A 26,272-nucleotide genomic window follows, 5' to 3' on the forward strand; every position below is an offset into this window, starting at 1 on the left:
AACGGGCCCCCCTCCCGACCTCCCCCCACTTCGCGGGGGGAGGAGAAAAGCCCTCCCCCGCCGAAGGTGGGGGAGGGTTGGGTGGGGGCCAGACTCAACAGCCTCTACACCCCCTCCAACCACGCCAACGCCGCCGCCGCGTCATGCACCTCCGCCACACCGTTGCCGGGCGGGCGCTCCACCATCACCACGGGAATGCCCCGGCAGCGTGCGGCCTCCAGCTTCGCTTCCGTCGCCGTGCCGCCGCTGTTCTTGCTGACGACGACGTCCACCCGATGCTCCTCCAGCAGGGCGCATTCCCCCTCCAGCGTGAAGGGACCGCGGTCGAGGATCAGACGGTAGTCCGGCAGCTTCGGCGCCGGTTCCGGCGGATCGACGGCGCGGATCAGGTAGCGCTTGTCCGGCACCGCCTCGAACGCCGTCACCTCCTGCCGACCGATGGTCAGGAAGACGCTCTTGCCGAGGGGGCGCAGCGCTTTCGCGGCTGCCTCCATGTCCGGCACGCCAATCCAGCGGTCGGCCTCGCCCGGCACCCAGGGCTTGCGGGTCAGCACCAGCAACGGCACCCCCACCCGCGCGCAGGCCGCCGCGGCGTTGGCGGAAATCTGGTCCGCGAAGGGATGCGTGGCGTCCACCACCGCCTGGATGCCGCCCACCACGAGATGCGCCGCCAGCCCCTCCACCCCGCCGAAGCCGCCGATGCGGGTCGGCAGGGGCGGCAGGACCGGCTGCTTCGTGCGGCCGGCCAGCGACACCGCCGCGTCGATGCGCGGATGACCGCCGACCAGGCGGGCCAGCGCCGTGGCCTCGGTGGTGCCGCCCAGAATCAGCGCCTTCATGCTTGTCCTCCCTGGGGTGCGCCATGAACAGCACAGCCAATAGCACAGGAGCGGGGCGCTGGCTGAGCGTCGTCGGCATCGGCGAGGACGGGTGGGACGGTCTGTCGCCCGCCGCCCGCGCGCTGGTGGAGGGGGCTGCCCTGCTGGCCGGCGGCGCCCGCCATCTGGCGCTGGTGCCGGAAAGAGCCGGACAGGAGCGGCTGCCCTGGCCCTCCCCCCTGTCGGACGCCTACCCCGCCCTGCTGGAACGGCGCGGACAGCGGGTCTGCGTGCTGGCGAGCGGCGACCCGTCCTGGTACGGCATCGGCGCCACCCTGTCGAAACTCGTTCCGGCCGAGGAATTTGCCATCCTTCCGGCTCCGTCATCCTTCAGCCTTGCCGCCGCCCGCATGGGCTGGCCATTGCAGGATTGCACTCCGCTGACCGTGCATGGCCGCCCGCTGGAGCTGGTCATTCCGCATGTGCAACCGGGCGCGCGGCTGCTGATCCTGTCCTGGGACGGAACGACGCCGACCAAGCTGGCGGCGCTGCTGACGGCGCGCGGCTTCGGCCCGTCGCGGATGACGGCGCTGGAATCCATGGGCGGGCCGCGTGAGCGCATCATCGCCGGCAGCGCGGAGGATTGGTCCGAAGAGCGCGTGGCCGACCTGAACACGCTGGCGGTGGAGTGCATTGCCGCCCCCGGCGCCCGCGCCCTGCCCCGCACGCCGGGTCTGCCCGACGACTGGTTCGAGCATGACGGCCAGATCACCAAGCGGGAAATCCGCGCCGTCACCCTGTCCTGGCTGGCCCCGCGCCGCGGCGAACTGCTGTGGGACGTCGGTGCCGGCTCCGGCTCCATCGGCGTGGAATGGATGCTGAGCGACCCGACCAACCGCGCCATCGCCGTGGAACACAAGGCCGACCGCGCCGCCCGCATCCCCGCCAACGCCGCCGCCTTCGGCGTTCCCGGCCTGGAGCTGGTGCGCGGCAAGGCGCCGGAGGCTCTGAACGGCCTTCCCGCGCCGGATGCCGTGTTCATCGGCGGCGGGCTGACCAACGACGGCGTGCTGGACGCCTGCTGGTCGGCGCTGAAGCCCGGCGGGCGGATCGTTGCCAACGCCGTGACTCTGGAAAGCGAGGCCATGCTGATCGCCACGTACAAGCGGCTGGGCGGGCAGTTGTCGCAGATCGCCGTCAGCCGCGCCGCCCCCATCGGCGGCTTCACCGGCTGGCGCCCGCTGATGCCGGTCACGCTGTGGCTGGCGGAGAAGCCGTTGTGACGGTGGATCGCATCATTGCGGCGGGCATCGGTTGCCGGGTGGGCTGTTCCGGTGAGGAGATCGCCCGGCTGGTCCGCGCCGCCTTCGAGGAAGCCACGCTGGACGAGGCCGCGCGCCGCGCCGTGCGATTGGCGGCCCCGATGCGCAAGCGGGACGAGGCCGGCGTGGCGGAGGCGGCGCGGCTGCTCGCCCTGCCCCTTCAATTTGTTGACGATTCGGCGTTGGCGGCGGTTCAGGACCGGGTACGGACCCGCTCCGCCCGCGTCGAAGCGGCGGTGGGCGTCGCCTCGGTCGCGGAGGCCGCCGCTCTGGCCGCCGCCGGGCCGGGCTCCGCCCTTCTGCTGCCGCGCCGTTCCACCCCGCGCGCCACCTGCGCGCTTGCGATTTCCGAAGGCATTTCCGCATGACCGTGCATTTCATCGGCGCCGGACCGGGCGCGCCCGACTTGTTGACCCTGCGCGGGCGCGACCTGATCGCGTCCTGCCCGGTCTGCCTCTACGCCGGGTCGCTGGTGCCCAGGGAGATCATTGCCCACGCTCCGCCGGGTGCCAGGATCGTGGACACCGCCCCCATGACGCTCGACCAGATCGTCGCCGAGTTCAAGGCGGCGCACGAGGCCGGGCAGGACGTGGCGCGGCTGCACTCCGGCGACCTGTCGGTCTACAGCGCGCTCGGCGAGCAGACGCGGGCGCTGCGGGAACTGGGCATCCCCTACGACATCACGCCGGGCGTGCCGGCCTTCGCGGCGGCATCCGCCGCGCTGGGGCGGGAACTGACCCTGCCGGAGGTCAGCCAGACGCTGATCCTGACACGGACGGAGGGTCGGGCCTCGGCCATGCCGGCCAACGAGACGCTGGAGGTGCTGGGGCGGTCGGGCGCCACACTGGCCATCCACCTGTCGATCCACGTCATCGACCGGGTGGCGGAGCGGCTGACCCCACTCTACGGCGCGGAATGCCCGGCGGCGGTGGTCTACCGGGCGACCTGGCCCGACGAACGGGTGCTGCGCGGCACGCTGGCCGACATCGCCGCCAAGGTGGCGGACTCGCCGATGGAGCGCACCGCCCTGATCCTGGTCGGCCCGGCGCTGGGGGTGGAGGATTTCCGGTGCAGCGCGCTCTACGATGGGTCTCATGTGCGCCGCTACCGGGGGCTGGGGGAGTGAAGCGTTTAGGGTCCAGCCCACCCGGACGCGCCCACGATGTTGCCCTGGCGGTCGGTGACCAGCACCTCCACCGCCACGGGGGCGCCGTCCAGCGTCTCCAGCGCCGTGCGCTGGGCCAGCACCGCCACGCGGTCGGCCAGCGGCAGACCCGACTCCCTGGCGATGGTCAGCACATGCGCCGCGGTGTTGGCGGTGCGGGCTTCGGCCACGCGGTTCGGGGCGGCGCCCAGCTCGGCCATGCGGTCGGCCAGCCAGTCGAGATCGACGCTGCCGCGCTTGGAATGCAGATCGAGCAGACCACGCGCCAGCTTGCCGAACTTGGCGAAGCCGCCGCACAGGGTCAGGCGCGGGATCGGGTGGCGCCGCAGGTACTTCAGCGTGCCGCCCGCGAAATCGCCCATGTCGAGCAGCGCGTGCTCGGGCAGGCCGTAGCGCGCGACGACCGCCTTTTCCGACGTGTCGCCGGTGCAGGCCGCGACATGCGTCAGCCCCGCCGCCCGCGCCACATCGACGCCGCGCTGGATCGAGGCGATCCAGGCCGCGCAGGAATAGGGCACGACGATCCCCGTCGTCCCCAGGATCGACAGGCCGCCGAGGATGCCCAGCCGTGGGTTCATGGTGCGGCGGGCCAGCGCCTCCCCGTTGTCCACGGAGACTTCGACCACCACATCGGGAGCCTCGCCGGACAGCGCGGCGGCTTCCTCGACCGCCCGGCGGATCATGGCGCGGGGCACCGGGTTGATGGCGGGCTCGCCGACCGGGACCGGCAGGCCGGGGCGGGTCACCGTCCCCACCCCCTCGCCCGCCCGGAAGACGACGCCTTGGCCGGGCTCGGCGCGGCTGACGCGGGCGCGGATCAGCGCGCCGTGGGTGACGTCCGGGTCGTCGCCCGCGTCCTTCACCACGCCCGCCGCCGCCCAACCGTCGCCGCGCTCCGCCCAGGCGAGCGCGAAGGCTGGCGTCTGGCCGCCGGGCAGGGTTACCGTAACCGGGTCGGGAAAGTCGCCGGAGAACAGCGCCCCGCAGGCCGCCCGCGCGGCGGCGGTGGCGCAGGTGCCCGTCGTCCAGCCCCGCCGCAGCGCCTTGCCGTCGCCGTGCTCCACACCGCCTTCCACCCCGCCTTCCACACTGTCTTCCGTCGCTGAGTGCTCGTCCATGACCGCAGAGCCGTCGCCCGACTCCCTTTCTCTTCCTCTGGAACTGGCCGACTTCCGGCCCGGCAGCGTGTGGCTGGCCGGGGCCGGTCCCGGCGATCCCGGCCTGCTGACCCTGCTGGCCCTGCAAGGTCTAAGGCAAGCCGACGTGATCGTCCACGACGCGCTGGTCGGTGAACGGATCATGGCGCTGGCGGCACCCTCGGCAAGGCTGGAGTTCGCGGGAAAGCGCGGCGGGCGGCCCTCCGCGCATCAGGACGACATCACCAACCGCCTGATCGAGCTGGCGCGCGAGGGGTACCGCGTGCTGCGGCTGAAGGGCGGCGACCCCTTCGTCTTCGGGCGCGGCGGGGAGGAGGCGCAGGCGCTGGCCGAGCAGGGCATCCCCTTCCGCATCATTCCCGGCATCACGGCGGGCATCGCCGGCCCGGCCTACGCCGGCATCCCGGCCACCCACCGCACGGCCAACCAGGCGGTGATCCTGGCGACCGGCCATTCTTGCGCGGGCGGGCCGGACTGGAAGGCGCTGGCCGCGACCGGCGCGCCGCTGATTCTCTACATGGCCTGGAAGGGTCTGCCCGGAATCGCCGCGGCGCTGATGGAGGGCGGGTTGCCCGCCGACACGCCGGTCGGGGTGGTGACCGACGCGACGACCGAGCGGCAGCGCGTTCTGGTCACGTCGCTCGGCACCTGCGTCGCCGATCTGGAGGCAAGCGGGCTGGAGCCGCCGGCCATCATCGTGATCGGCGAGGTGGTGCGGCTGCGCCCCGTTCTGGAATGGCTGCCGAAGGAGGCGATTCATGGCTGAGGCTGAAGCGGCTGAGGCGGCACCGCGCGGGCTGATCGTGGGGGCGCCGGCGTCCGGCACCGGCAAGACCACCGTCACGCTGGGGCTGCTGGTGGCGCTGAAGGCGCGCGGCCTGCGCGTCGGCGCGGTGAAGGCGGGGCCGGACTACATCGACCCGGCCTTCCATCAGGCGGCGACCGGGCGGCCCAGCGTCAACCTCGACAATTGGGCGATGGGGCCGGACCTGCTGGACTCGCTGGCCCGCCGCGCCGGGGAGGGCACCGACCTGCTGGTCTGCGAGGCCCTGATGGGCCTGTTCGACGGGGTGGCCGGCGTCGGGGCGACCGGCACCGGAGCCACCTCCGAACTGGCCGCCCGCACCGGCTGGCCGGTGATCCTGGTGGTGAACGCCAAGGGCCAGTCGCAATCCGCCGCCGCCCTGGTGAAGGGATTCGCCACCTACCGGGAGGATGTGCGGATCGGCGGGGTGATCCTGAACAACATCGCCAGCCCGCGCCACCTCGCCCTGGCCGGCGGCGCCATCGAGGCGCTGGGCATTCCCGTCCTCGGCTCCCTGCCCCGCACCCCCGACGTGATCCTTCCCGAACGCCATCTCGGCCTGATCCAGGCGGAGGAGACGGCGGACCTTCAGGAACGTCTGGCCGCTCTGGGCCGCTTCATCGCGCAGCATGTCGACCTCGACCGGGTGACGGCGCTCGCCGCACCGTCCCGCGCGCCGGAGGGGCGCTTCGCACCCGCTTTGCCGCCGCTCGCCCTTCCGCCGCTGGGCCAGCGCATCGCCATCGCGCGGGACGCCGCCTTCACATTCGTCTACCCGCACCTGTTGGAGGGCTGGCGCGCGGCGGGCGCGGAGATCATGCACTTCTCTCCGTTGGCGGACGAGGCGCCGCCGGATGACGCCGACGCCGTCTATCTGCCCGGCGGCTATCCGGAACTGCACGCCGGGCGCCTCGCCGCCGCCGGATGCTTCCGCGAGGGCATGCACCGGGCCGCCGCCCTCGGGCGCGCGATCTACGGCGAGTGCGGCGGTTACATGGCGCTGGGCGAGTCGCTGGAGGATGCGGCGGGCACGACCCACCCGATGCTGGGGCTGCTGGGGGTGCAAACCTCCTTCGCGAAGCGGAAGCTGCATCTGGGCTACCGCCGCGCCGTCCTGCTGGCCGACACGCCGCTGGGCCGGGCGGGCACGGCGCTGCGCGGGCACGAGTTCCACTACGCCTCGATCCTGGACCGGGGAACGGACGAGCCTCTGGTCACCGCAACGGCGGCGGACGGGTCCGACCTCGGGCCCCTCGGCGGGCGGCGGGGCGGCGTCTTCGCCTCCTTCTTCCATGTGATCGCGGCGGACTCATGAGCGATCACGCCTTCACGCCGGAGGAGCGGGACGCGCTCTACAAGGCGATCTTCTCCCGCCGCGACGTGCGCGGGCAGTTCGCTCCCGACCCGGTCCCGGAGGAGGTGCTGACCCGCGTTCTGACCGCCGCGCACCACGCGCCCTCCGTGGGCTTCATGCAGCCCTGGAACTTCATCGTCGTCCAGGACCCGACGGTGAAGGCGCAGGTCCACGCCGACTTCTCCCAGGCCAACAAGGAAGCCGCCGCCCTCTTCACCGGAGAACGCAAGGCGCTCTACAGCCGCCTGAAGCTGGAGGGCATCCGGGAGGCGCCGGTCAACCTGTGCATCACCTGCGACCGGGAGCGCTCCGGCCCGGTGGTGCTGGGGCGGACGCACATCCCGACCATGGACCTCTATTCCTGCGTCTGCGCGGTGCAGAACCTCTGGCTGGCGGCGCGGGCGGAGGGGCTGGGCGTCGGCTGGGTCAGCATCCTGCACGAGGACAAGCTGCGCGACGCGCTGGGCATTCCGGAGCGGATCGTCCCCGTGGCCTATCTGTGCATCGGCTACGTCTCGCACTTCCACGAGACGCCGGAACTGGAGAAAGCCGGCTGGCGAAACCGGCTTCCCCTGGAGGACCTCGTCTTCCGCGACCGTTGGGGCGGGAAGGCGTAGACGCCGCCGTCAGGCCCCGAAGCCGCCGTCGATGGTCTGGAACGAGCCGGTGATCATCGCGCCGTGCGGACCGGCGATGAAGGCGGTCAGTTCGGCGACTTCGCTGGCGTGGGCGTAGCGCTTGATGGCCATGAAGCCGCGCATGGCCTCGGCCATCGGGCCGTCGGCGGGGTTCATGTCGCTGTCGGTCGGCCCCGGCTGGATGGCGTTGACGGTAATCCCGCGATCGCCGAAGTCGCGCGCCAGCCCGCGCACCATGCCCTGGACCGCCGATTTGGTGAGCGCGTAGGCCGCCCCGCCCGCGAAGGGCATCCGGTCGCCGTTGACCGACCCGATGACGATGATGCGCCCCGGTCCCGTCATGTGGCGCGCCGCCTCGACCGCGGCGTGATAGGGGGCGCGCACGTTGACGTCGATCATGCGGTCCACCGCGTCGGGGTCGAGGGTCAGCGGATCGCCGATGATTCCGATCCCGGCGTTGACCACCAGCACGTCCAGCGCGCCCCGTCCGGCCACCGTGGCGACCAGCGCGTCGCGGTCGGCGCTGTCGGTGCGGATCGCCTCCGCCCCGGTTTCGGCGGCCAGCGCGGCGGCGGCCTCCGCCGATCCGGCGTAGGTGAAGGCGACCCGCCCACCGCCCGCCGCGAAGCGCTGGACGATGGCCTTGCCGATGCCCCGGCTTCCACCCAGCACCAGAATCTTCTTGCCCGTAAAGTCGGTCATGACCGGTTCCTTGAATTAATGTAGTGGTCACTATATAAAATCAGGGCAGAGCATTGCGCAAGGGATTTTTATAGTGACTGCTACAAAAAGATCGGAGCCACGCGGTCGGCGGCGTTCCTTCGATGTGGACGAAGCGGTGGAAACGGCGATGAGGCTGTTCCACGCCCGCGGTTATGACGCGGTCGGCGTGGCCGAGCTGGGGGCCGAGCTGGGCATCAAGCCGCCGAGCTTCTACGCGGCCTTCGGCAGCAAGGCCGGGCTGTTCGAACGGGCGCTGCGGCGCTATGCGGCGGGGGACGCCAACGTCTTCGAACGGGCACGGGCGGAGGGCGGCGGCGTGGCCGAGGTGATCGGCCGCACGCTCGCGCTCGCGGCGGAGCTTTACCCCGGCCAATGTGGAACGGCGGGCTGCCTCGTGCTCGACGGGGCGCGCAACAGCGCCGACCCGGAGGCGCGGGCCTTGGCCGACGCGCTCAAGCGGGAAGGCCGCAAGGCGATCCGCGACTTCATCGCCTCCGAGGCGCCGGACCGCGCCGACGCGCTGGCCGATCTGGTGGCGGTCACGATGATGGGGATGTCGGCGGCGGCCCGCGACGGCGCGGAGAGGGCCGCGCTGGAAGCGGTGGCCGCCATGGTGGACCGGGCCTTCCGCCGGGAGTTTTCGGGCGCCTGACGGTTCCTGGCCGCCGCCTTACCTTGCGGTGTCCGGGAGGCGCCGGCCGGAACGCGGATCAGAGATTTGGGCGAAAAAAAGGCCGAAGCGGTTGCTCCGGCCTTGAGTCTAGGGAGGAAACGCCCCGAGAATGGGCAGGCGGAGAATAGGGGCACTCCTTCCGAACTGGTATTACCAATGCGACATAGGTGCGGTGCAGCACCCGCATATGCCGCAATTTCCCTGTAATTTTTTTAGGCCTTTGTGCTTTTCCGGATCATTGCGGCGGGGGGCAGCCCCTTATCGCGAAACGGGGCGATTTGTCATCCTCGGGACAGCTTCACCGCCGCCGCATGAACGCGCATAATCCCGCGCGGATTTCGCGGTGCGTCCCGTGGCGGACTTGGCCGCGGCGGGGCGCTGGATGGGGAAATGGCGGCATGGGATTCGGCAAGGGCGTCTGGCTGCGCCCGGTTATCGCGCTGGCGCTCGGGGTTCTGGCTTGCGGAGCCGCGCGGGCGGAGCCCTTCCGCTTCACCATCCTCTACGCCCACAGCACGACGGAGTTGGAGGACGCCCAGGGACGCGGCGGCATCGCCCGGCTCGCCACGCTCGTCCGGCAGGAACGCGCGGCGCGCGGCACCGTGCTGGTCCTGCACGGCGGGCAGTCGCTGGCTCCCTCCGTCCTGTCCTTCTATGACCAGGGGGCGCATGTCATCGACCTGCTGAACGGCGTCGGCATCGACGCCATGGCGGCGCTGAACCGGGAATTCCATCACGGCGACGACCTGCTGATGACCCGCGCCTTCGAAGCGAACTTCCCCATCGTCACCACCAACGCGGTGGACCGCCAGACCCGCAAGCCGCTGGACGGGCTGGAGGATCATGCGATGCTGAACGCCGGGCCGGTGCGTGTCGGCGTGCTGGCCGCCGTGCCCGCCCGGACGGGGGAGATCACCCGCTCGCCGCGGACCGCTTTCCTGCCGCCGGGACCGGAACTGGCCCGCAAGGCGAAGGAGCTGCGCACCGCGGGCGCCGATCTGGTGGTGGCGCTGACCGGCAATTCCGGCGGCACCCATCGGGACGTGATCGCCTCCGGCGCCGCCGACATCGTGCTCTACCAGGACCGCGGGCGGGTGGTCGCCGTGGATTACGACGGCAAGACGCTGAACGCGACGGTGGAGCCGCAGGCCGCCTGGGTCCTGGCCCTGGACGTCAGCGCCGAGAGGGTGACGAAGGACGGAGCCGCGAGCACGGTGTGGAGCAGCGGCGTGCGCGCCATCGACACCGCCGCCGTTCCGCCCGACGCCACGCTGGACGCGCGGGCCAAGGCGTACCGCGCGCGGCTGGACAGCATGCTGGGCATGCAGGTGGGCCGGTTGGAGACCCCCATCGACACCCGGCGCGAAGCGGTGCGCGGCGGCGAGAACGCCTTCGCCAACACCGTCGCCGACTCGCTGCGCGAGGCGATGGAGGCCGATGTCGCGCTGATCAACGGCGGCTCCTTCCGCGGCGACCGCGCCTATGCGGCGGGCACGGTGTGGACACGCCGGGACATCCAGACCGAATTTCCCTTCCACGACACCGCCGTCCTGATCGAGGTCACCGGCCAGCAATTGCGCGACGCGCTGGAGTTCGGCTTCTCCGGCATCGAGGAGTTGCAGGGCCGTTTCCCGCATCTGTCGAACGCCCGCGTCGCCGTCGACGCCTCGCGGCCTCCCGGCCAGCGGGTGCTGACGCTGACGGTGGGCGGCAAACCGGTGGAGCCGACCGCCCGCTTCCGGCTGGCGACCGGCAGCTACCTCGCCAACGGCGGGGACGGCTATGGGATGCTGTCCACCGCTCCGCGGCTGGTGGACGACCGGGACGCCGATTTCGTCTCGACCATCCTGGCCGGCCGGATCGCCCGCACCGGCGTCTTCGCGCCGCGGCTCGACGGCCGCCTGACGGTCCGGCGGTAACCGCAAGATGGACGCCACGGCCACGCCGCCTCCCAACGACCGAACGGACGGTCCCGGCACCACCCCCCTGCCCCGGCGGCATCGCCCGCGCGCCGGCATCGTCCAGCGCATCACCATCGGCCTGACCGTCATGACGATGCTGGTCCTGCTGATCGGCGTCGTGTCGCTGTCCTCCTTCCAGCTTTTCCGGGGGGAGGTGTCGGCCCTGTCCACCACCAGCCTGCCGAAGGTCATCACCAGCGCGGAACTGCGCGGCTCGCTCCAAAAGCTGGTCGCACGGCTACCCGTCCTGGCGGGGGCGGCGACCACCCCGCAGCGCCGCGCCATCTACGACGAACTCATCAGCGAATTGGAATTCCTGAGGAAGCTGGTGGACCGCATGCAGGACCTTCACCGGCAAGGCGAGCGGAGCGGCGAAGGCGACCGAGGCGAAGGCGACGAGGGACGGCTTCTGGAGCAGGCCCAGTCCACCCTGCTGATCCTGGCGGCGACGGTGGCCGACCTGAACGCGGAGGTCGGGCGGCAGATCGAGGCGGGCGGGCGTCAGGCGGAGGCGATCCGCGCCCTGGCCCAGCTCGCCGACGCGCTGGAGCGGCTGCCGGGGGCGGAGCCCGGCACCGGGCAGCCCGCGACGGCCCACGGCGGGGCGGGAACGCTGGGCGCCTGGGCGGTGCGGACGGGCGCCCTGATGGCGCGCGCCGCCGGGGCGATGCAGACGGACCATTTGAACCGGCTGCGGATGGAGCGGCGCAACGCGGAGCACACGCTTGCCGAACTGGGCCGCATCGCCGCCGCCACGCCCGGACCCGGAGGTTCCGCCATGGAGCGCATCCGGGCCGACCTCGCCACGATCCTGGTGGCTCCGAACGGGCTGTTCGACAGCTCCGCCGAACGGCTTCAGGCGCGCAACCGCGCCCAGGCGCTGTCCGGCCAGTCGCGCGTCCTGGTGGAAACGGTGGACCGCTTCACCCTGGCCCTGTTCGACGCCATCCAGGACCAGTCCCTGGACCGCACCGGCGATCTGGCGGCGCTGATCCAGGAACGCTCGCGCATGGTGATGGTGCTGGGCGGCGCGTCCATCCTGCTCGCCATCCTGGTCCATCTGTTCTTCCGGCGCTTCCTGACCTCGCGGCTGGTGGCGCTGAACGGCGCGGTGCTGGCCCGGCTGTCCGGCAGCGACGCCACGGTTCCGGTGGAGGGCAACGACGAGATCACCGACATCGCCGCCTCCATCCGCTATTTCATCGACGAGATCGACCGGCGGCAGATGGATCTGGCCGACAACGAGCGGCGCTTCCGCGACCTCGTCGAGGGTTCCATCCAAGGCATCATCATCCACCGCGACTTCCGGCCGCTCTACGCCAACGACGCCTTTCTCCAGATGCTGGGCGGCAGCTTGGACCGGACGCTCCAGGTGCGTTCGGTGCTCGACTTCGTCGCGGAGGACAGCCGCCCCCTGGTGGAGGACAATTACCGCCACATCGTCGCCACCGGCCTGCCCAGCGACCGGCGGCGCCTGCGCGCCCGCCGTCTGGACGGGGCGGAGCGCTGGGTCGAACTGACGAGCCGCCGCATCGACTGGAAGGGGGAAACCGCCGTCCAATCCATCGTCGTGGACGTGACCCGCGAGGTCGAGGCGGAGGCGGCGCTCCGCCGGTCGCGCGATTCGGCGGAACAGGCTTTGCGCGATCTGAAGGAAACCCAGGCCAACCTGATCCAGGCGGAGAAGATGGCCTCGCTCGGCCAGCTCGTCGCCGGGGTGGCGCACGAGGTCAACACGCCCATCGGCATCACCATCACCGGCGCCTCGCAGCTTGCCGTCCAGTTCGAGGATCTGACCCGGCAGCTCGCCGCCGGTTCCATCAAGAAATCGGAGTTCCAGCGCTTCCTGGCCGACGGCGGGGAGATGGCGCGGCTGATCCTGTCCAACAGCACGCGCGCCGCCGATCTGGTGCAGAGCTTCAAGATGGTCGCCGTGGACCAGTCGAGCGACGAGCGCCGCCGGTTCGAACTGAAGACCTACATCGGCGAATTGCTGCGCAGCCTGCGGCCCGCCTACAAGGAGATGGCCGGGCTCGACATCGGCGTGGAAAGCCCCGAGACCCTGGAGCTGGACGGCTATCCCGGCGCCCTGTCGCAGATCCTGACCAACCTCATCATCAACGCGGTGACCCACGCCTTCACGCCGCACCATCCGGGCCGGCTGACCATCACCGCGCGCCTGCTGCCGCCGGAGCAGGTCGAACTGACCGTGGCGGACGACGGGTTGGGCATTCCGTCGGACATCCTGCCGAAAATCTTCGACCCCTTCTTCACCACCCGCCGCGGCAGCGGGGGCAGCGGGCTGGGGCTCCACATCGTCTACAACCTCGTCACCGGTACCCTGCGCGGCACCATCGCGGTCGAGAGCACTCCCGGAGAAGGAACCCGCTTCATCCTGCGCTTTCCGCGGGTCACGCCGACGGCGGCTCCGGTGGGCGGAATCGGAAGGAAGGAGACGGTGTGATAGGGTTGGAAAATGATCGGTTCCATCATTTTCCAACCGTAGAACCCGTCAGATCGCCGCCCTCAGCCCGGCCGTGGAGAAGCCGCCCAGGCTGTAGAGGCCGCGCTGCCCTTCCACCGGCTTGAACCGGTCGGTGATGCCCAGCACGGTTTCCGCGCCGCCCAGATAGAGGACGCCGTCCTGCGGCATCTGGCGGGCGATGGCCTCCAGCACCTTGGTCTTGGTCGGCTGGTCGAAATAGATCAGCACGTTGCGGCAGAACACGATGTCGAACTGCCCCAGTGCGGACAGGTCGCCCAGAAGGTTGTACTCGCGGAACGAGACCATCTGGCGAAGCTGCTGGCTGATCTGCCACTTGTCGCCCTGCTGTTTGAAATGCTTCACCAGCATCTGGATGGGCAGGCCGCGCTGCACCTCGAACTGGGTGTAGATGCCGGACTTGGAGCGCTCCACCATTTCCGCGGAAATGTCGGTGCCGACGATCTCGATCCGCCATCCGGCCAGCTTCGCCGATTCCTCGCTCAGCAGCATGGCGAGCGAGTAGGCCTCCTGCCCCGAGGAGCAGGCCGCCGACCAGATGCGGATGGACCGCTTGGCCGACCGCGCCTCCAGCAATTTCGGCAGGACGATCTGCTTGAACTGGTCGAAGGGCTTCTGGTCGCGGAAGAAGGAGGACTCGTTGGTGGTCATCGCCTCCGTGATGTCGCGCAGCAGGGCCTCGTCCTTGCGCGTCCGCACGGTGGCGGCCAACTCCTCCAGCCCCTTCATGTTCCACTTGCGCGCCACCGGCATCAGCCGGGATTCGAGCAGGTAGGCCTTGTCGCGGGTCAGGACCAGACCGGAACGCTGCTTGAGCAGCGTGGAGAACATGTCGAAATCTTCGACTCTCATGCTGCCCTCGACGCGAACTTGCGGATGTAGGGACCGATTTCCTTGAGAGGCAGCACCGCGGAGCAGATGCCCGCCTGGGCGACGGCCCCCGGCATGCCCCACACGACGCTGGACGCCTCGTCCTGCGCGATAAGGGTGCCGCCGGCGTTCACCACCTCGGTGCAGCCCTTCAGCCCGTCCTGGCCCATGCCGGTCAGGATGCAGGCCAGGATCTTGCGTCCGCCGAAGGCGCGGAGGATGGACCGCATCATCGGGTCCACCGCCGGACGGCAGAAATTCTCCGGCGGGTCCTTGGTCAGCGAAATCACGTTGGCGCCCGCGCGCTGGGTCACCAGCATGTGGAAGTCGCCCGGCGCGATGTAGCAGCGTCCCGACACGATCGGCTCGCCGTCCTTCGCCTCCTGCGCGTTCAGCCCGCACTGGCGGGTGATGTGCTCGGCCAGGATGGTGGTGAAGGTCGCCGGCATGTGCTGGGTGATGAGGATCGGCTGGGTGACACCGGCCTTAAGATGCGCCAGCACCTCGAAAAGGGCCTGCGGGCCCCCCGTGGAACTGCCGATGGCGATCACATCCGGCTTGATCTGGCTGGCGGTTCCGACGGCGGGGGCCGGGCGCAGCGTGACCGGAGGCGGCTCCCGCTTCAGCAGCGCGGACGGCACCGGGGTCAGCGGGCGCAGTTCCCCGCGGGTGCGGGACCCGGCGCGGCGCGCGGCGGCGCCCAGCGCCTTGACCTTCGACACCAGTTCGCGCTTGAAGGCGTCCGCCCCGCCGATCTCGCGGGTGGAGGTCGGCTTGGGGATGTAGTCGGCCGCACCCGCGGACAGGCAGCGCATGGAGATGTCGGCCCCGCGCAGGGTCAGCGTCGAGGCCATGATGATCTTCACCTGCGGTGCCACGGCCAGCAGCTTCGGAATGGCGGTCAGCCCGTCCATCACCGGCATCTCGATGTCGAGCACGATGACGTCGAGCGAGTTGCGCTGCAGCGCGTTGACGGCCATCTGTCCGTCACCGACCGAAGCGACCACGCGGATTTCCGCGTCGCCTTCCAGGGCACGGGTCAGAAGGCCGCGGATAACGGCGGAGTCATCGACCACCATCACCCGCACGGGATCGCCGCCGGCGGTGCCGGCCGGATTGGCCGCGGGCGCGGCGGGTGGGCTTCTGCCGAAACGATCGGACATGACGCAATCAGCCTTTCAGGGTCGCAACGGTGCGCGGCGCGGCAGTACCCCGCGTCACAGCAGACCGACCTGCTGGAACTTGGTCTGGATGATGTCGCTGTCGAACGGCTTCATGATGTACTCGTTCGCCCCGGCGGACAGCGCCTCCTGGATGTGGGCGAGGTCGTTCTCGGTCGTGCAGAACACCACCTTGGGCACCTCACCCCCACTCATCTTGCGCAGGCGGCGCAGGAACTCGATACCGGTCATGACCGGCATGTTCCAGTCCAGCAGGATGGCGTCCGGCATCTTCTGCGCGCAGGCCTCCATGGCCTGCCTTCCGTCCTCCGCCTCCGTGCAGGCGAAGTTCAGCTCTTCCAGGATCTTCCGCGCGACCTTGCGGACCACGCGGCTGTCGTCGACGACCAGGCAACATTTCATGGTGAACGGGCCTCAGGCTTCGCTTTGAACACCGACCGGGGATTCGCCTCAGGCCGCTTCCATGTTGGTGAAATTCAGCAGTCGCGGCACGTCCAGGACCACCATGAGCTGACCGTTCAGGCGATAGATGCCCGTGGACACCTCGCGCCAACGCGGGTCGAGGGTGGCCGGGTTGCGCTCGAAGTCGTCGTTGGACAGGCTCAGCACCTCGCCCACCGAATCGACCATCAGGCTGTACAGCTCGCCGCGCAGGTCCACCACGATGGACATGCCCGGCTTGTCCTTCGGGCGCGACGACAGGCCCAAGCGCAGCCGCACGTCGATGGCGGTGACGATGCGCCCGCGCAGGTTCAGCGAACCGGCGACCTCCGGCGGGGCCAGCGGGATGCGGGTGATCCGCTGGTGCCCCAGCACGTCCTGGACCTGCAGGACCGGGATGCCGAACAACTGGTCGGCGATGGTCATGGTCACATAGTCCTGGCTGCCACCGGAAGTGATCTCGTCGCCCTTGGACTTCTTGGTGGTGGCGGGCAGCTTGGCCTTGCTCATGCGGCACCTTTCTGCTCGGACAGGGTCTGCTGCAGCGCGTACAGCAGAGCGTCACGGTCGAACTTGGCGACATAGTCGGTGAACCCGGCCTGACGGCCGCGGTCGAGGTCGCGCGGGGAGGCGTGGCTGGACAGGGCGACCATCGGCGTTGCGCTCCAGCGGGTGCCGCCCTGGCGGACCGCCTCGGCGAAGTCGAAGCCGCTCATGCCCGGCATCTCGATGTCGGAAACGATGACGTCGAAGTCCTCGCCCGCCTCGCAGAGCGCCAGCGCCTCGTTGGCGTTCTCCACCGCGGTGACGTCGTAGCCGGCGACCGACAGCAGCGGGGTCAGAAGGTTGCGGAAGAACGGGCTGTCATCGACCAGCAGAACGCGCTGGAGCGCCTTCTCCTCCTCGTACGCATCGGTCGAGGACGAGCCGAACCAGTCCTTGTAGGCCTGGGTCAGGAAGAAGCCCGCGTCGATCACGTCTGTCGCCTTGCCGGCGATGATCGCCGAACCCATCAGGCCCGGACGGTCGGCGGTGAGCTGCACCACCAGACGCTCCTCCACGATGTCCACGATCTCGTCCACGATCAGGCCCATGGAACGGTCGCCGTCGGCGAAGACCAGCACCGGCTGACGGCCTTCCTGGCCCATCATGAAGCCCGGATCGATCGGCACCAGCGGCATCAGCTTGCCGCGGTACTGGACCACCGGCATGCCGTTGGACGATTCGACGCTGGCGAGGTCCACATCTTCCAGGCGGGCGACCAGCGACAGCGGCACCGCCTTCGGCGCGCCGGCCCCGGCGCGGAACAGCAGCAGCGCCATCTTGTCCTCCTGGCGGGTCGCCTGGACGGAGGTCGCCTCCTTGGACATGGTCTCGCCCATGGCCATCTCGCCGGTGGCCGACGCGATGCCGTTCGGGTCCAGGATCATGATGACCGAGCCGTCGCCGAGGATGGTGTTGCCCGAGAACATCTCGATGTGGCGCAGGATCGGCGCCACCGGCTTCACCACGATTTCCTCGGTGTCGAACACGCGGTCGACCATGATGCCGAAGGTGTAGGTGCCGACCTGCGTGACCACGATGAAGGTCTCGTCGGTCTTCTTCTCCTCGCCTTCCTTGTCGTCGAGCCGCAGCAGCTCCTGCAGCGAGACCAGCGGCAGCAGGCGGTTGCGCAGGCGCAGGACCGGCGTTCCCTTCAGCCGCTCGATGGTGTGCTCGCTGTCGGCGGCGGCGCGCACCAGCTCGACCACGCTGATCTGCGGGATGGCGAAGCGCTCGCCGGCGCATTCCACGATCAGGGCGGAGACGATGGCCAGCGTCAGCGGGATCTTGATGACGAAGGTCGAGCCCTTGCCCTGCTGGGACTTGATCTCGATCGTGCCGCCGATCTTCTCGATGTTGGTCTTCACCACGTCCATGCCGACGCCGCGGCCCGACACGTTGGTGACCTTCGCCGCGGTCGAGAAGCCCGGCTTCATGATGAACTGGATGATCTGCTGGTCGGACATCGCCGCCAGCTCGCCTTCCGAGGCCATGCCGTTCTGGATGGCCTTCTGCTTGATCTTGTCGATCGCCAGGCCCTTGCCGTCGTCCTGGATCTCGATGATGATGTGGCCGCCCTCGTGATAGGCGTTCAGCGTGATGCGGCCGGTCTCCGACTTGCCCGAGCGCAGACGGTCGGCGGGCACCTCCAGGCCGTGGTCGGCGGAGTTGCGCACCATGTGCGTCAGCGGGTCCTTGATCAGCTCCAGCACCTGACGGTCCAGCTCGGTGTCGGCGCCGAGCATCTGGAGGTCGATCTTCTTGCCCAGTTCGTGCGCCAGATCGCGCACCAGACGCGGCAGCTTGGCCCAGGCGTTGCCGATGGGCTGCATGCGCGTCTTCATGACGCCTTCCTGCAGCTCCGACGTCACATGGTTCAGGCGCTGCAGCGGGGCGGCGAACTCGCTCTCCTTCTGCGACCGCAGGATCTGGAGGAGCTGGTTGCGGGTCAGCACCAGCTCGGACACCATGGTCATCAGGTTTTCGAGCAGATCGACGTTCACGCGGATGGTCTGCGCGGCGACCGCCGATTCCTTCGTCGCGGCCTCTCCGCCAGCACCGCCGCCGGCGGCGGCCTCCGCGGCGGGAGCGGGCGCCTTGGCGGCGGGCACCGGATCGGGGTCCGGCACCACGAGATCCTGCGAGGGGGCGGGCTCCTCCGCCGGCTCCGGAGCGACCGGGGCGAGCGCGGTGCCGGTCGGGCCGGGCGTGGCGTTCCAGATCGCCTCAAGCTCTTCCAGCGTGAGGTTCCCGGAGGAGGAGGCCGGAGTCTCCTCCGCCGCGGCGACCGCGGGGGCCGGCGGGGGTTCCGGAGTCGGAGCGGGCTTGGCCGGAGCGGCGCCCAGCTTGCCTTCGGCGCACAGGTTCAGGCGCTCGATCAGCGGCAGGTCGTCGCCCGGCGGCTCCGCCTCCGTCGCCTCCAGAACGGCCAGCAGGCTCTTGATGGTGTCCAGGGCCTGAAGGATCAGCGAGACCGCTTCGGGATTGATGGTCAGTTCCCCGTCGCGGAACTTGCCCAACACGTTTTCCGAGGCGTGCGCGACCTTTTCCAGGCGCGGCAGACCGAGGAAGCCGCAGGTGCCCTTGATGGTGTGCACCAGACGGAAGATGTTCGACAGCAGTTCCGGATTGTTGGGATTCTGCTCCAGACGGACAAGTTCCACGTCGAGAACCGACAGGTTCTCGTTGGTTTCCGTCAGGAATTCGGAGAGCAGATCATCCATGTCGCGATCCCCACGCCCGCAATTATGTCCGTTTCCGGCCGGCCGTCCGGAGGGCGGCGTGCGCGACGCCGCCGGTACGGGCCTTTCCAGCTACGGTGGGAGCCTGTCAAACACTGATTAAGAGAACCTTACCTCCTTCGATACCACCCCCGAGGTCCCGTTGTCGCACTGCACCGCTGCACCGCACCGCCGCACCCATGGCCGAGGCAGGGCGGAACAGGCCGTCGTCGATGCGCGGATCTCGCCCCCCCGTAGGGACAGGGTCACCACTGCACGGTGAAAACCAGCCGGTCCGGTCCGGCGGGGGTGGCGGCGACGCGGTATCCGTCATCCTCGGCGAAACGCCCGGTCATGTAGGCGTGGATGCTGCGCGGCGTCAGGTCGTCGGCGGACACCGTGCCGGCGAGCGCCGCCGCGGAGTCGTCCTTCAACGCGCCGGGGCGCCCGGCGGCGGTGACGATGAAGCGGCCCGTCTGCTCGTCCCCCTCCGCAGCGACGGTGATGGTTCCGCCGTGGGTCAGCGCCTCATCGGCCAGGATGATGACGTTCAGCAGCACCTTCGGCGCGCCCCGCTTGAAGGCGATCTGGTCGTTCGGCACCCCCGCCGGCCAGTCCAGCGTGGTGCGTCCGCCCTCCAGAAGCCCTTGCGCGGAGGACCGGGTGTCGCCGAATCCCTTCTGCTCCCGCCCCGCCAAGCCATAGGCGAGCCGGAAGACGCGCAGCCGCCGGTCGGCCTGTCCGGACGAATGCTCGATCAGCTTCACCGCCTCGCCGAGGAAGCCCCCGGCGGGCTCGTCCTCCATCTCCTCGATCAGTTCCAGCCCGTTGCGGATCGCTCCCACCGGGCTCACGAGGTCGTGGCAGATGCGGGAAGCGACAAGCTCGATCACGCGGATGTCCAGCGGCACGGGGGTCTCCAGATCGTTGATGGCCGACCGTCAGAAGGCTGGCCGGCGGCCGATGCCCATCGGCGGGAACTTCCCCTGGCCGGGCGGCATTCTGTAGCATGCCGGTGTTCCAGGGGCCGGTGTTCCACGGAAGTGGCCGGCGGCGATGTCCGTTTGTATCATTCCGTGGACGGGGATGCCGCCGCTTTTCCGCGGTCATCCCGCGAAAGCGATAACCACATCCGATGGATGCAGGAGGCGCGGCATGGACGATTCACTGGTTCCCGGCGCCTGGGTGCGCCATCCCGCCCAACCCGATTGGGGTCTGGGGCAGGTGCAGTCCGCCATCGGCGACCGCGTCACCGTGAATTTCGAGAATGCGGGGAAGCTTCTCATCGACACGTCGGTGGTCTCCTTGACCGTCACCGACCCGGACGATGCGCCATGAGGGAACGCCTGCTGCTGGCCTCCATCCTCGTGCTGGCCGCCGGCGGCCCGGCGCTGGGCGGGGACGCGCCCGATCCGGAGCGGGGGAAGACCCTCTTCCGCGCCTGCGCCTTCTGCCACACGCTGACTCCGGACGGCGGCAACCGCGCCGGCCCGACGCTGTGGAAGCTGTTCGGGCGCCCCGCCGGGGCGGTGGAGGGCTATCACTACTCCCCGGCCCTGAAGAGCAGCGGGATCGTCTGGGACGAGGCGGCGGTGGCCCGTCTGTTCGAACTCGGCCCGGACGTGATGACCCCCGGCAGCAAGATGCCGATCCAGACCATCGCCAGCGACTCCGACCGGCGGGATCTGGTGGCCTATCTGAAGGAGGCGACAGCGCCGTGAGGCTGACGGCGAGTGTGGTTGAAAGCGCGCTCCGGCCCGCCTATGGTCTTGGAAAAAGGCGCCGTTGCGCCAAGCCTCAAATCGATTCCAGGAGCGCCCGCCCCATGAAAGCCATGCTGCTCGGCTTTGTCGCCGCCATCGTCATCGCCGCCGGCGCGTCCGTCGCGCTGACCTCCATCGACCACAGCTCGGCCACCCGCTTCTCCAGCAGTTCGGTCCGCCTCTGAGGGTTAGGCGCGGCGGCGGTCGGCCATGGCCTCCGCCGTCTTCAGGGCGGCGATCAGGCTGGACGCTCCGGCCCGGCCCGTTCCGGCGATGTCCAGCGCCGTCCCGTGGTCCGGCGAAGTGCGGACGAAGGGCAGGCCCAACGTGATGTTGACCCCCGTGTCGAAGTCGATGGTCTTCAGCGGGATCAGCGCCTGATCGTGGTACATGCACAGCGCCGCGTCATAGCCGCCGCGCGCCGCCGCGTGGAACAGCGTGTCGGCGGGCCGCGGCCCCACCGCGTCGATTCCCTCCGCCCGCAGGTCGGCGACCGCCGGGGCGATAATGTCGATCTCCTCCCGCCCCATGGCGCCGCCCTCCCCCGCGTGGGGATTCAGCGCGGCGACGGCCAGACGGGGCCGCGCAATGCCGAAGTCACGGACCAACGCCGCCGCCGTGACCCGCCCGGCGTGCAGGATCGCCTCCCGAGTCACGAGGTTCACCGCGTCGCGGACCGAGACATGGATGGTCACCGGCACGACGCGCAGATCCTGCGCGGCCAGCATCATCACGGGTTCGTCCGCCAGACCGGCCAAATGCGCCAGATATTCGGTGTGTCCGGGATGGCGGAAGCCGGCGGCGTAGAGCGCCGATTTCTGGATGGGGTTGGTGACGACCGCCGACGCCTCCCCCCGGCGGACCAGATCGACGGCCCGGTCGATGCTGGCGATCACCGCCGCGCCGTTGGCCGGGTCGGGGCGGCCCGGCGTCACCGGCGCGGCCAGCGGCTGCGGCAGCACCGGCAGGGCCGTGCCGAACACCGCCGCAGCTTCGGCGGCGCTGCCGACCGCCTTCACGGGGACCGGCAGGCCGAGCCGGGAGGCGAGCGCTTCCAGGCGGGCGGGATCGTCCAGAAGGACGAAGGGCGGCACCGCGCCGTCCGCGCCGTCCGCGCCAGCCGCCGAAGCCGTCGCCCAAGCCTTCAGGGCGATCTCTCCTCCGATCCCCGCCGGCTCGCCCATGGTGAGGGCGAGCGGCGGCCGGAGGCCGGTCGCGGTCATCAGTTGCGGATCTCCACGAAGGCGGTGCGGCGCAGGTCGCGCAGGTAACGGCGAGCCAGCAGATCCGCGCGCTCGTTGATGAGGTCGCGCTCGATCTCCTCGCGCGGCGGCATCTTGATGTCCTTCGGGTCGATCGGCGGCGGGGCCGGAGCGGCCACGGGCTGCGGCGCGGGCGCCGGGGGCGGCTCGATCATCGGCACGTCGCGCTTGCAGACGATCAGGATGATGGCACCGCCGGGGCTCATCAGCACCGGGCTGGGCTGGCCCAGCGGGATGCCGACGGCGAGCTGCTGGAGGCCCGGCGCCAGATCCTTCACCCGCATCGTGCCCATGTCACCCGATTCCGGGATGCCCATGGCCTTCGCCTTTTCATCGAAGTCGGCGCAGCTCTTGATCGACTTGCGCAGCTTCTCCGCCTGGGCCTGGACCGCCTTCAGCTCCTCCTTCGAGGGGGCCGGGATGACGATCTGCTTCATGTTGACCTTGGCCTTCGCCAGATCCGGCTTCGGCTGGGGCCGCGGCTGCGGCGGCGGGGCCGGCGGCGGCGCGGTCGAGGCGGTGCTGCCGAAGGGCCGCTGATCGCGCACCAGCAGGATGTGATAGCCCGTCGCCGTGCGGACCGGCGCGGAAAGCTGGCCGGCGCGCATGGTGGACAGCGTCTTGTCCAGCTCCGCGTTCAGCTCGCCCGTGCGGACCCAGCCCATGTCGCCGCCCGAGGCGGCGCCGGCGGACTGAGAGAACTGACGGGCCAGCGCGGCGAAGTTGCCGCCGCGGCGCACCTCCTCCACCAGACGGTCGGCGTTGCGGCGCACCTCCTCGTCCTGGTCGGGGCTGTCCACGGCCAGGAAGATCTCGGCGACCAGATATTCCGGCTTGCCGATGTTGGCCCTGATTCGCTCCATCACGGCGTCGATCTCCTCGTCGCCGATCACCACCTCCTGCCGGATGCGGCGCTGCATCACCCGCTGCCAGGACAGCAGCGCCCGCACCTGCTCGCGCAGGGTGGAGAGCGGAACATTCTGGGTCTTCAGCAGGGCTTCGAGCTGCGGCCGGCCCATGCGGTTCTGCTCGGCGATGCGCCCGATGGCGTCGTCGATCTCCTTCGACGGCACCGAGACACCGAGTCGCTTGGCCTCCTGCAACTGGAGCCGCTCATCGATCAACTGGCGGAGCACCTGCGGGGTCAGGCGCTGGCGCGTCTCCGCGCTGTCCTGGGCACCGGCGTTCAGCAGAGCGAGGCGGATTCGCGCGTGCACATCGGACAGCGAGATGACCTCGTCGTTCACGACGGCGGCGATGCGTTCCGCCGGGCCTTGGGTCCCCGCCGCCGGAGCGTTCGGAGCGCGCGTCTGGGCAGCGGCGGGCGCTCCGGCGGCAAGAAGGGCGCAGGCGGTCGCCACGGCGAAGGCAGACCGGACGGCTCGCAAACTCTGCATGGTGCTCCAGACTCCAGAGGTGGTTGCCGTTTAATACGGCCCGCCCGGGCGCGTGTAAACGGAATCGTGGACCGCAGCCTGGAACGGAATTGTGTCGAAAGACCGGGCGCCGGGGTTCAGCCGTCCTCCAGATGGAGCAGCGCCGCGGTCCCCAGCAGCACGCTGACGCAGGCCGGGCTCCAGGCCGCCATGGCCAGCGGGATGGTTTCGGAGATGCCGAAGGTGCGGATCACGTCGGTCATCACGAACAGCACGAATCCGGTCAGAACGCCGCCGGACACCATCGTCATGGTGCCGCCGCGCCGCGGCAGCCGCAGCGAGAAGGCCGCGGCGAACAGCACCATCGACACGTAGAGCAACGGCTGCGACAGCAGCGACTGGTAGTGCAGCCGGTGCCGCACCGCGGGGAAACCGGTGGTCTCCAGCGTGCGGATGAAGTGCGGCAGATCCCAGAAGGAAATGGTTTCCGGCGAGGCGAAGCTCTCCTCGATGGTGGTCCGGTTCAGCTCCGTCGGGATGACGTAGGTGGGGACCGTCTCCGATTCCTTCTTGCCGAGGTTGATCGTCGCATCCTGCAATTCCCACTTCCGGTCGCGCAGGACGGCGCGGGGGGCGTCCACCCGCCCGATGTAGGTCATGTCGCCGTCGAAGCGCAGGACGATCACCTGCGACATCTCGAAGGTCAGCGGGTTCACCCCGTCGGCGTGGATGAAATACTGCTCCCCCGCCTCCTGCTGGCGCAGCCAGAGGCCGCTGCGCGACACGTCGAAGCTGCTCGACTTCAGTTTCAGGTAGCGGTCCTGGAGTTGGTTGTACTTCGCGACGAAGACGGCGCCGACCGGGTTGATCATCGTCACCTTCACCGCGCCGATCATCAGGGCGGCGATCAGCACCGGGGTCAGGAACTGCCACGCCGACACGCCGACCGCGCGGGCAACCACCAGCTCCGCACTGCGGGTCAGGCGCCAGAAGGTGAACATGCCGCTGAACAGGATCACGAAGGGAAAGATCTGCTGGCCGATCTCCGGCAGCTTCAGCAACGCCATGCGGAGGACCAGCCAGAAGGTGATGTCCGGCTTGGTCCCGGCGCGGCGCAGCAGCTCCACGACGTCGAGCAGCAGGATGATCGACAGCAGGATGCCGAGCAGCAGCAGAAACCAGGTGACGAACTGGCGCCCGATGTAGCGCGACAGCGTGGCGGATGAGTACATGGCTCCGGCCTCCCCGGCCGATCGACGGGCGGTACGCGGCGCCCCGGGGGCTTCCAACGCGGCGTGCCGGGGCTATGTACTGCGGACGGGCTCGGGAAACAACCGGTCCGCGCCTTGACAGGGCGCACGGGAAGGTCTTTATCCCAGAGTGGTCGCTGTTCGATCCCACCCGCCCCGGCGCCCCCGCGCCGGTTTTTCCCTGCCGAGAGGAGCCCGAGAGGAGCCGATGAAGTTCGCCTTTGCGAAGCCCGCGCTGCCCAAATCCGGCACCGTCGCCGTCACCGTCGCCACCGACCGCGCGCTCGGCGCCGCGGGGCGGGATCTGGACCAGAAGACGGGCGGCACGCTGTCCCGCGCCATGAAGGCCAGCCGCTTCACCGGCAAGAAGGAGGAGACGCTGGCGATCCTCGCCCCCGCGGGGGTCGAGTTCGACCGCGTCCTTCTGGTCGGCACCGGCAAGGCGGAAGAACTGTCCGACGCGACCCTCCAGGCCGTCGGCGGCGCCATCGTCGCCGCCCTGGACAAGTCCGGCGAGACGGAGGTTTCCGTCCTGCTCGACCTGCCGGACGGCGGCACCGTGGCGCCCGATGCGGCGGCGGCTGAGCTGGCCTTCGGCGCGCAGCTCCGCTCCTACCGGTTCGACAAGTACCGGACGACCGAGAAGAAGGAGGCCAAGCCCTCCCTCAAGAAGGTCATCGTCCTGACCCCCGACCCCGACGCCGCCAAGCGCGCCCACGTCCGGCTGGAGCCGCTGGCCGAGTCCGTGGCCTACACCCGCGATCTGGTGTCGGAGCCGGCCAACGTCCTGAACCCGGAAAGCCTGGCCGACCGCTGCCGGGATCTGGCCGACGTCGGCCTCCAGGTCGAGGTGCTGGATCTCAAGAAGCTGAAGAAGCTGGGCATGGGCGCCCTGATCGGCGTGGCCCAGGGCAGCGCCTTCGAGCCGCGCGTGGTCGTGATGCGCTGGGACGGCGCCCCGGACGCCGAGGACCGCCGCCCGCTGGCCTTCATCGGCAAGGGCGTGACCTTCGACACCGGCGGCATCTCCATCAAGCCCGCCGCCGGGATGGAGGACATGAAGTGGGACATGGGCGGGGCCGCGGTGGTCATCGGCACCATGCGCGCGCTCGCCGCCCGCAAGGCGAAGGTCAACGCCGTCGGCATCGTCGGTCTGGTGGAGAACATGCCGTCCGGCACCGCGCAGCGGCCCGGCGACGTGGTGACCTCGCTGTCCGGCCAGACCATCGAGGTGATCAACACCGATGCCGAAGGCCGACTCGTCCTGGCCGACTGCCTGACCTACGCGCAGGAGACCTTCAAGCCGCGGCTGATGGTGGACCTCGCCACCCTGACCGGCGCGGTCATCATCGCGCTGGGACACGAGCATGCCGGCCTGTTCGCCAACGACGACTGGCTGGCCGAGAACCTGCTGGCCGCCGGCAAGACGGTGGGCGAGCCGCTGTGGCGCCTGCCGATGGGCGACGCCTACGACAAGGACATCAACTCCGACATCGCCGACATGAAGAACGTCGGGTCGGGGCGCGGGGCCGGCAGCATCGTCGGGGCGCAGTTCCTGAAGCGCTTCGTCAACGACCTGCCCTGGGCGCACATCGACATCGCGGGCGTCGCCTGGTCCAAGAAGGACACGGCCACCGTGCCGAAGGGCGGCACCGCCTTCGGCGTGCGCCTGCTCGACCGCTTCGTGGCGAGCTATCACGAAGGCAAGTAAGGCCCCGTCCGGCGGGCGCCGTTTTTCCCCTCTCCT

Annotated in this window: 25 protein-coding genes; 13 read left to right on the forward strand and 12 right to left on the reverse strand. The window is 70.0% G+C overall.

Going from position 1 to position 26,272, the window contains the following annotated elements; genetic code table 11:
* Window positions 1–104: 104 nt before the first annotated feature.
* Window positions 105–839 carry a cobalt-precorrin-6A reductase gene (locus DS843_RS02215; protein WP_149467252.1) on the reverse strand — a complete coding sequence of 245 codons (735 nt, stop codon included), beginning with the start codon at window positions 837–839 and terminating at the stop codon, window positions 105–107.
* A gap of 23 nt (window positions 840–862) precedes the next feature.
* On the opposite strand from DS843_RS02215, the gene cbiE reads away from it, so the two are divergent.
* Genes cbiE through cobM form a run of 3 tightly spaced genes read left to right on the forward strand, consistent with a single transcriptional unit; the run spans window position 863 to window position 3,266 of the window.
* The gene (cbiE, locus tag DS843_RS02220) at window positions 863–2,101 is read left to right on the forward strand and encodes a precorrin-6y C5,15-methyltransferase (decarboxylating) subunit CbiE (protein WP_149467253.1); all 1,239 of its coding nucleotides are present in this window, start codon (window positions 863–865) and stop codon (window positions 2,099–2,101) included.
* Window positions 2,102–2,103: 2 nt separating this feature from the next.
* Window positions 2,104–2,508, forward strand: a complete 405-nt coding sequence (locus DS843_RS02225) for a cobalamin biosynthesis protein (RefSeq protein ID WP_149467254.1) — start codon at window positions 2,104–2,106, stop codon at window positions 2,506–2,508.
* The gene (gene cobM / locus DS843_RS02230; protein WP_149467255.1) at window positions 2,505–3,266 is read left to right on the forward strand and encodes a precorrin-4 C(11)-methyltransferase; all 762 of its coding nucleotides are present in this window, start codon (window positions 2,505–2,507) and stop codon (window positions 3,264–3,266) included. The genes DS843_RS02225 and cobM overlap by 4 nt, the downstream gene beginning before the upstream one ends.
* A 5-nt stretch (window positions 3,267–3,271) precedes the next feature.
* Here cobM and DS843_RS02235 read toward each other — a convergent pair whose 3' ends face one another.
* Complete coding sequence (locus DS843_RS02235) at window positions 3,272–4,423, reverse strand: cobalt-precorrin-5B (C(1))-methyltransferase (protein WP_286191887.1); 1,152 nt, start codon at window positions 4,421–4,423, stop codon at window positions 3,272–3,274.
* Between DS843_RS02235 and cobA the strand changes: the two genes are divergently transcribed.
* From cobA to bluB, 3 genes are read left to right on the forward strand one after another with little or no spacing between them, the layout of a single operon-like run.
* The gene (gene cobA / locus DS843_RS02240) at window positions 4,422–5,228 is read left to right on the forward strand and encodes a uroporphyrinogen-III C-methyltransferase (protein ID WP_149467256.1); all 807 of its coding nucleotides are present in this window, start codon (window positions 4,422–4,424) and stop codon (window positions 5,226–5,228) included. The genes DS843_RS02235 and cobA overlap by 2 nt on opposite strands.
* On the forward strand, window positions 5,221–6,582 hold the full coding sequence (locus tag DS843_RS02245; protein WP_149467257.1) for a cobyrinic acid a,c-diamide synthase CobB: 1,362 nt from the start codon (window positions 5,221–5,223) through the stop codon (window positions 6,580–6,582). The genes cobA and DS843_RS02245 overlap by 8 nt, the downstream gene beginning before the upstream one ends.
* The gene (gene bluB / locus DS843_RS02250) at window positions 6,579–7,238 is read left to right on the forward strand and encodes a 5,6-dimethylbenzimidazole synthase (RefSeq protein ID WP_149467258.1); all 660 of its coding nucleotides are present in this window, start codon (window positions 6,579–6,581) and stop codon (window positions 7,236–7,238) included. Before DS843_RS02245 ends, bluB begins: the two co-directional genes overlap by 4 nt.
* Window positions 7,239–7,247: 9 nt before the next feature.
* On the opposite strand, the gene bdcA is transcribed toward bluB, so the two are convergent.
* Window positions 7,248–7,961, reverse strand: coding sequence for an SDR family oxidoreductase (gene bdcA / locus DS843_RS02255; protein ID WP_149467259.1), 714 nt, complete (start codon window positions 7,959–7,961; stop codon window positions 7,248–7,250).
* Between the two features lie 148 nt (window positions 7,962–8,109).
* Between bdcA and DS843_RS02260 the strand changes: the two genes are divergently transcribed.
* From DS843_RS02260 to DS843_RS02270, 3 genes are all read left to right on the forward strand, one after another.
* On the forward strand, window positions 8,110–8,634 hold the full coding sequence (locus DS843_RS02260; protein ID WP_286191888.1) for a TetR/AcrR family transcriptional regulator: 525 nt from the start codon (window positions 8,110–8,112) through the stop codon (window positions 8,632–8,634).
* Window positions 8,635–9,053: 419 nt separating this feature from the next.
* Complete coding sequence (locus DS843_RS02265; RefSeq protein ID WP_149467261.1) at window positions 9,054–10,574, forward strand: bifunctional metallophosphatase/5'-nucleotidase; 1,521 nt, start codon at window positions 9,054–9,056, stop codon at window positions 10,572–10,574.
* Between the two features lie 7 nt (window positions 10,575–10,581).
* A complete protein-coding gene (locus tag DS843_RS02270; protein ID WP_149467262.1) occupies window positions 10,582–13,080 on the forward strand; it encodes a sensor histidine kinase in 2,499 nt (832 codons plus the stop codon).
* Between the two features lie 48 nt (window positions 13,081–13,128).
* Here the strand turns inward: DS843_RS02270 and DS843_RS02275 are convergent, their stop codons facing one another.
* From DS843_RS02275 to DS843_RS02300, 6 genes are all read right to left on the reverse strand, one after another.
* Window positions 13,129–13,971 carry a CheR family methyltransferase gene (locus tag DS843_RS02275; protein ID WP_149467263.1) on the reverse strand — a complete coding sequence of 281 codons (843 nt, stop codon included), beginning with the start codon at window positions 13,969–13,971 and terminating at the stop codon, window positions 13,129–13,131.
* Window positions 13,968–15,152, reverse strand: a complete 1,185-nt coding sequence (locus tag DS843_RS02280) for a protein-glutamate methylesterase/protein-glutamine glutaminase (protein WP_149467264.1) — start codon at window positions 15,150–15,152, stop codon at window positions 13,968–13,970. Before DS843_RS02280 ends, DS843_RS02275 begins: the two co-directional genes overlap by 4 nt.
* 54 nt (window positions 15,153–15,206) lie before the next feature.
* Window positions 15,207–15,572: a response regulator gene (locus tag DS843_RS02285; protein WP_149467265.1), complete on the reverse strand. Its 366-nt coding sequence runs from the start codon at window positions 15,570–15,572 to the stop codon at window positions 15,207–15,209.
* Between the two features lie 48 nt (window positions 15,573–15,620).
* Window positions 15,621–16,121, reverse strand: a complete 501-nt coding sequence (locus tag DS843_RS02290; protein WP_149467266.1) for a chemotaxis protein CheW — start codon at window positions 16,119–16,121, stop codon at window positions 15,621–15,623.
* Window positions 16,118–18,877 carry a hybrid sensor histidine kinase/response regulator gene (locus DS843_RS02295; protein WP_149467267.1) on the reverse strand — a complete coding sequence of 920 codons (2,760 nt, stop codon included), beginning with the start codon at window positions 18,875–18,877 and terminating at the stop codon, window positions 16,118–16,120. The genes DS843_RS02290 and DS843_RS02295 overlap by 4 nt, the downstream gene beginning before the upstream one ends.
* 263 nt (window positions 18,878–19,140) lie before the next feature.
* Window positions 19,141–19,785 carry a histidine phosphotransferase family protein gene (locus DS843_RS02300; RefSeq protein WP_149467268.1) on the reverse strand — a complete coding sequence of 215 codons (645 nt, stop codon included), beginning with the start codon at window positions 19,783–19,785 and terminating at the stop codon, window positions 19,141–19,143.
* A gap of 244 nt (window positions 19,786–20,029) precedes the next feature.
* Between DS843_RS02300 and DS843_RS02305 the strand changes: the two genes are divergently transcribed.
* The 3 genes from DS843_RS02305 (at window position 20,030) to DS843_RS31685 (ending at window position 20,822) form a co-directional block, all read left to right on the forward strand.
* Window positions 20,030–20,212 (forward strand): DUF3553 domain-containing protein, encoded by a 183-nt coding sequence (locus tag DS843_RS02305; RefSeq protein ID WP_149467269.1) that lies wholly within the window; start codon window positions 20,030–20,032, stop codon window positions 20,210–20,212.
* Window positions 20,209–20,595, forward strand: a complete 387-nt coding sequence (locus DS843_RS02310) for a c-type cytochrome (protein ID WP_149467270.1) — start codon at window positions 20,209–20,211, stop codon at window positions 20,593–20,595. The genes DS843_RS02305 and DS843_RS02310 overlap by 4 nt, the downstream gene beginning before the upstream one ends.
* 104 nt (window positions 20,596–20,699) lie before the next feature.
* Entirely contained in the window at window positions 20,700–20,822 is a 123-nt protein-coding gene (locus tag DS843_RS31685) for a hypothetical protein (protein ID WP_286191889.1), read from the forward strand.
* Between the two features lie 3 nt (window positions 20,823–20,825).
* On the opposite strand, the gene pdxA is transcribed toward DS843_RS31685, so the two are convergent.
* The 3 genes from pdxA to lptG form a co-directional block, all read right to left on the reverse strand.
* The gene (gene pdxA / locus DS843_RS02315; RefSeq protein WP_149467271.1) at window positions 20,826–21,860 is read right to left on the reverse strand and encodes a 4-hydroxythreonine-4-phosphate dehydrogenase PdxA; all 1,035 of its coding nucleotides are present in this window, start codon (window positions 21,858–21,860) and stop codon (window positions 20,826–20,828) included.
* The gene (locus tag DS843_RS02320) at window positions 21,860–23,296 is read right to left on the reverse strand and encodes a peptidylprolyl isomerase (RefSeq protein ID WP_149467272.1); all 1,437 of its coding nucleotides are present in this window, start codon (window positions 23,294–23,296) and stop codon (window positions 21,860–21,862) included. The genes pdxA and DS843_RS02320 overlap by 1 nt, the downstream gene beginning before the upstream one ends.
* Before the next feature lie 116 nt (window positions 23,297–23,412).
* Window positions 23,413–24,507, reverse strand: a complete 1,095-nt coding sequence (lptG, locus tag DS843_RS02325; RefSeq protein WP_149467273.1) for an LPS export ABC transporter permease LptG — start codon at window positions 24,505–24,507, stop codon at window positions 23,413–23,415.
* A gap of 226 nt (window positions 24,508–24,733) precedes the next feature.
* Here lptG and DS843_RS02330 point away from each other — a divergent pair, with 226 nt between their 5' ends.
* A complete protein-coding gene (locus DS843_RS02330) occupies window positions 24,734–26,236 on the forward strand; it encodes a leucyl aminopeptidase (protein ID WP_149467274.1) in 1,503 nt (500 codons plus the stop codon).
* Window positions 26,237–26,272 lie beyond the last annotated feature (36 nt).

The sequence above is a fragment of the Roseomonas genomospecies 6 genome (assembly GCF_008365375.1).
Classification (GTDB): domain Bacteria; phylum Pseudomonadota; class Alphaproteobacteria; order Azospirillales; family Azospirillaceae; genus Azospirillum.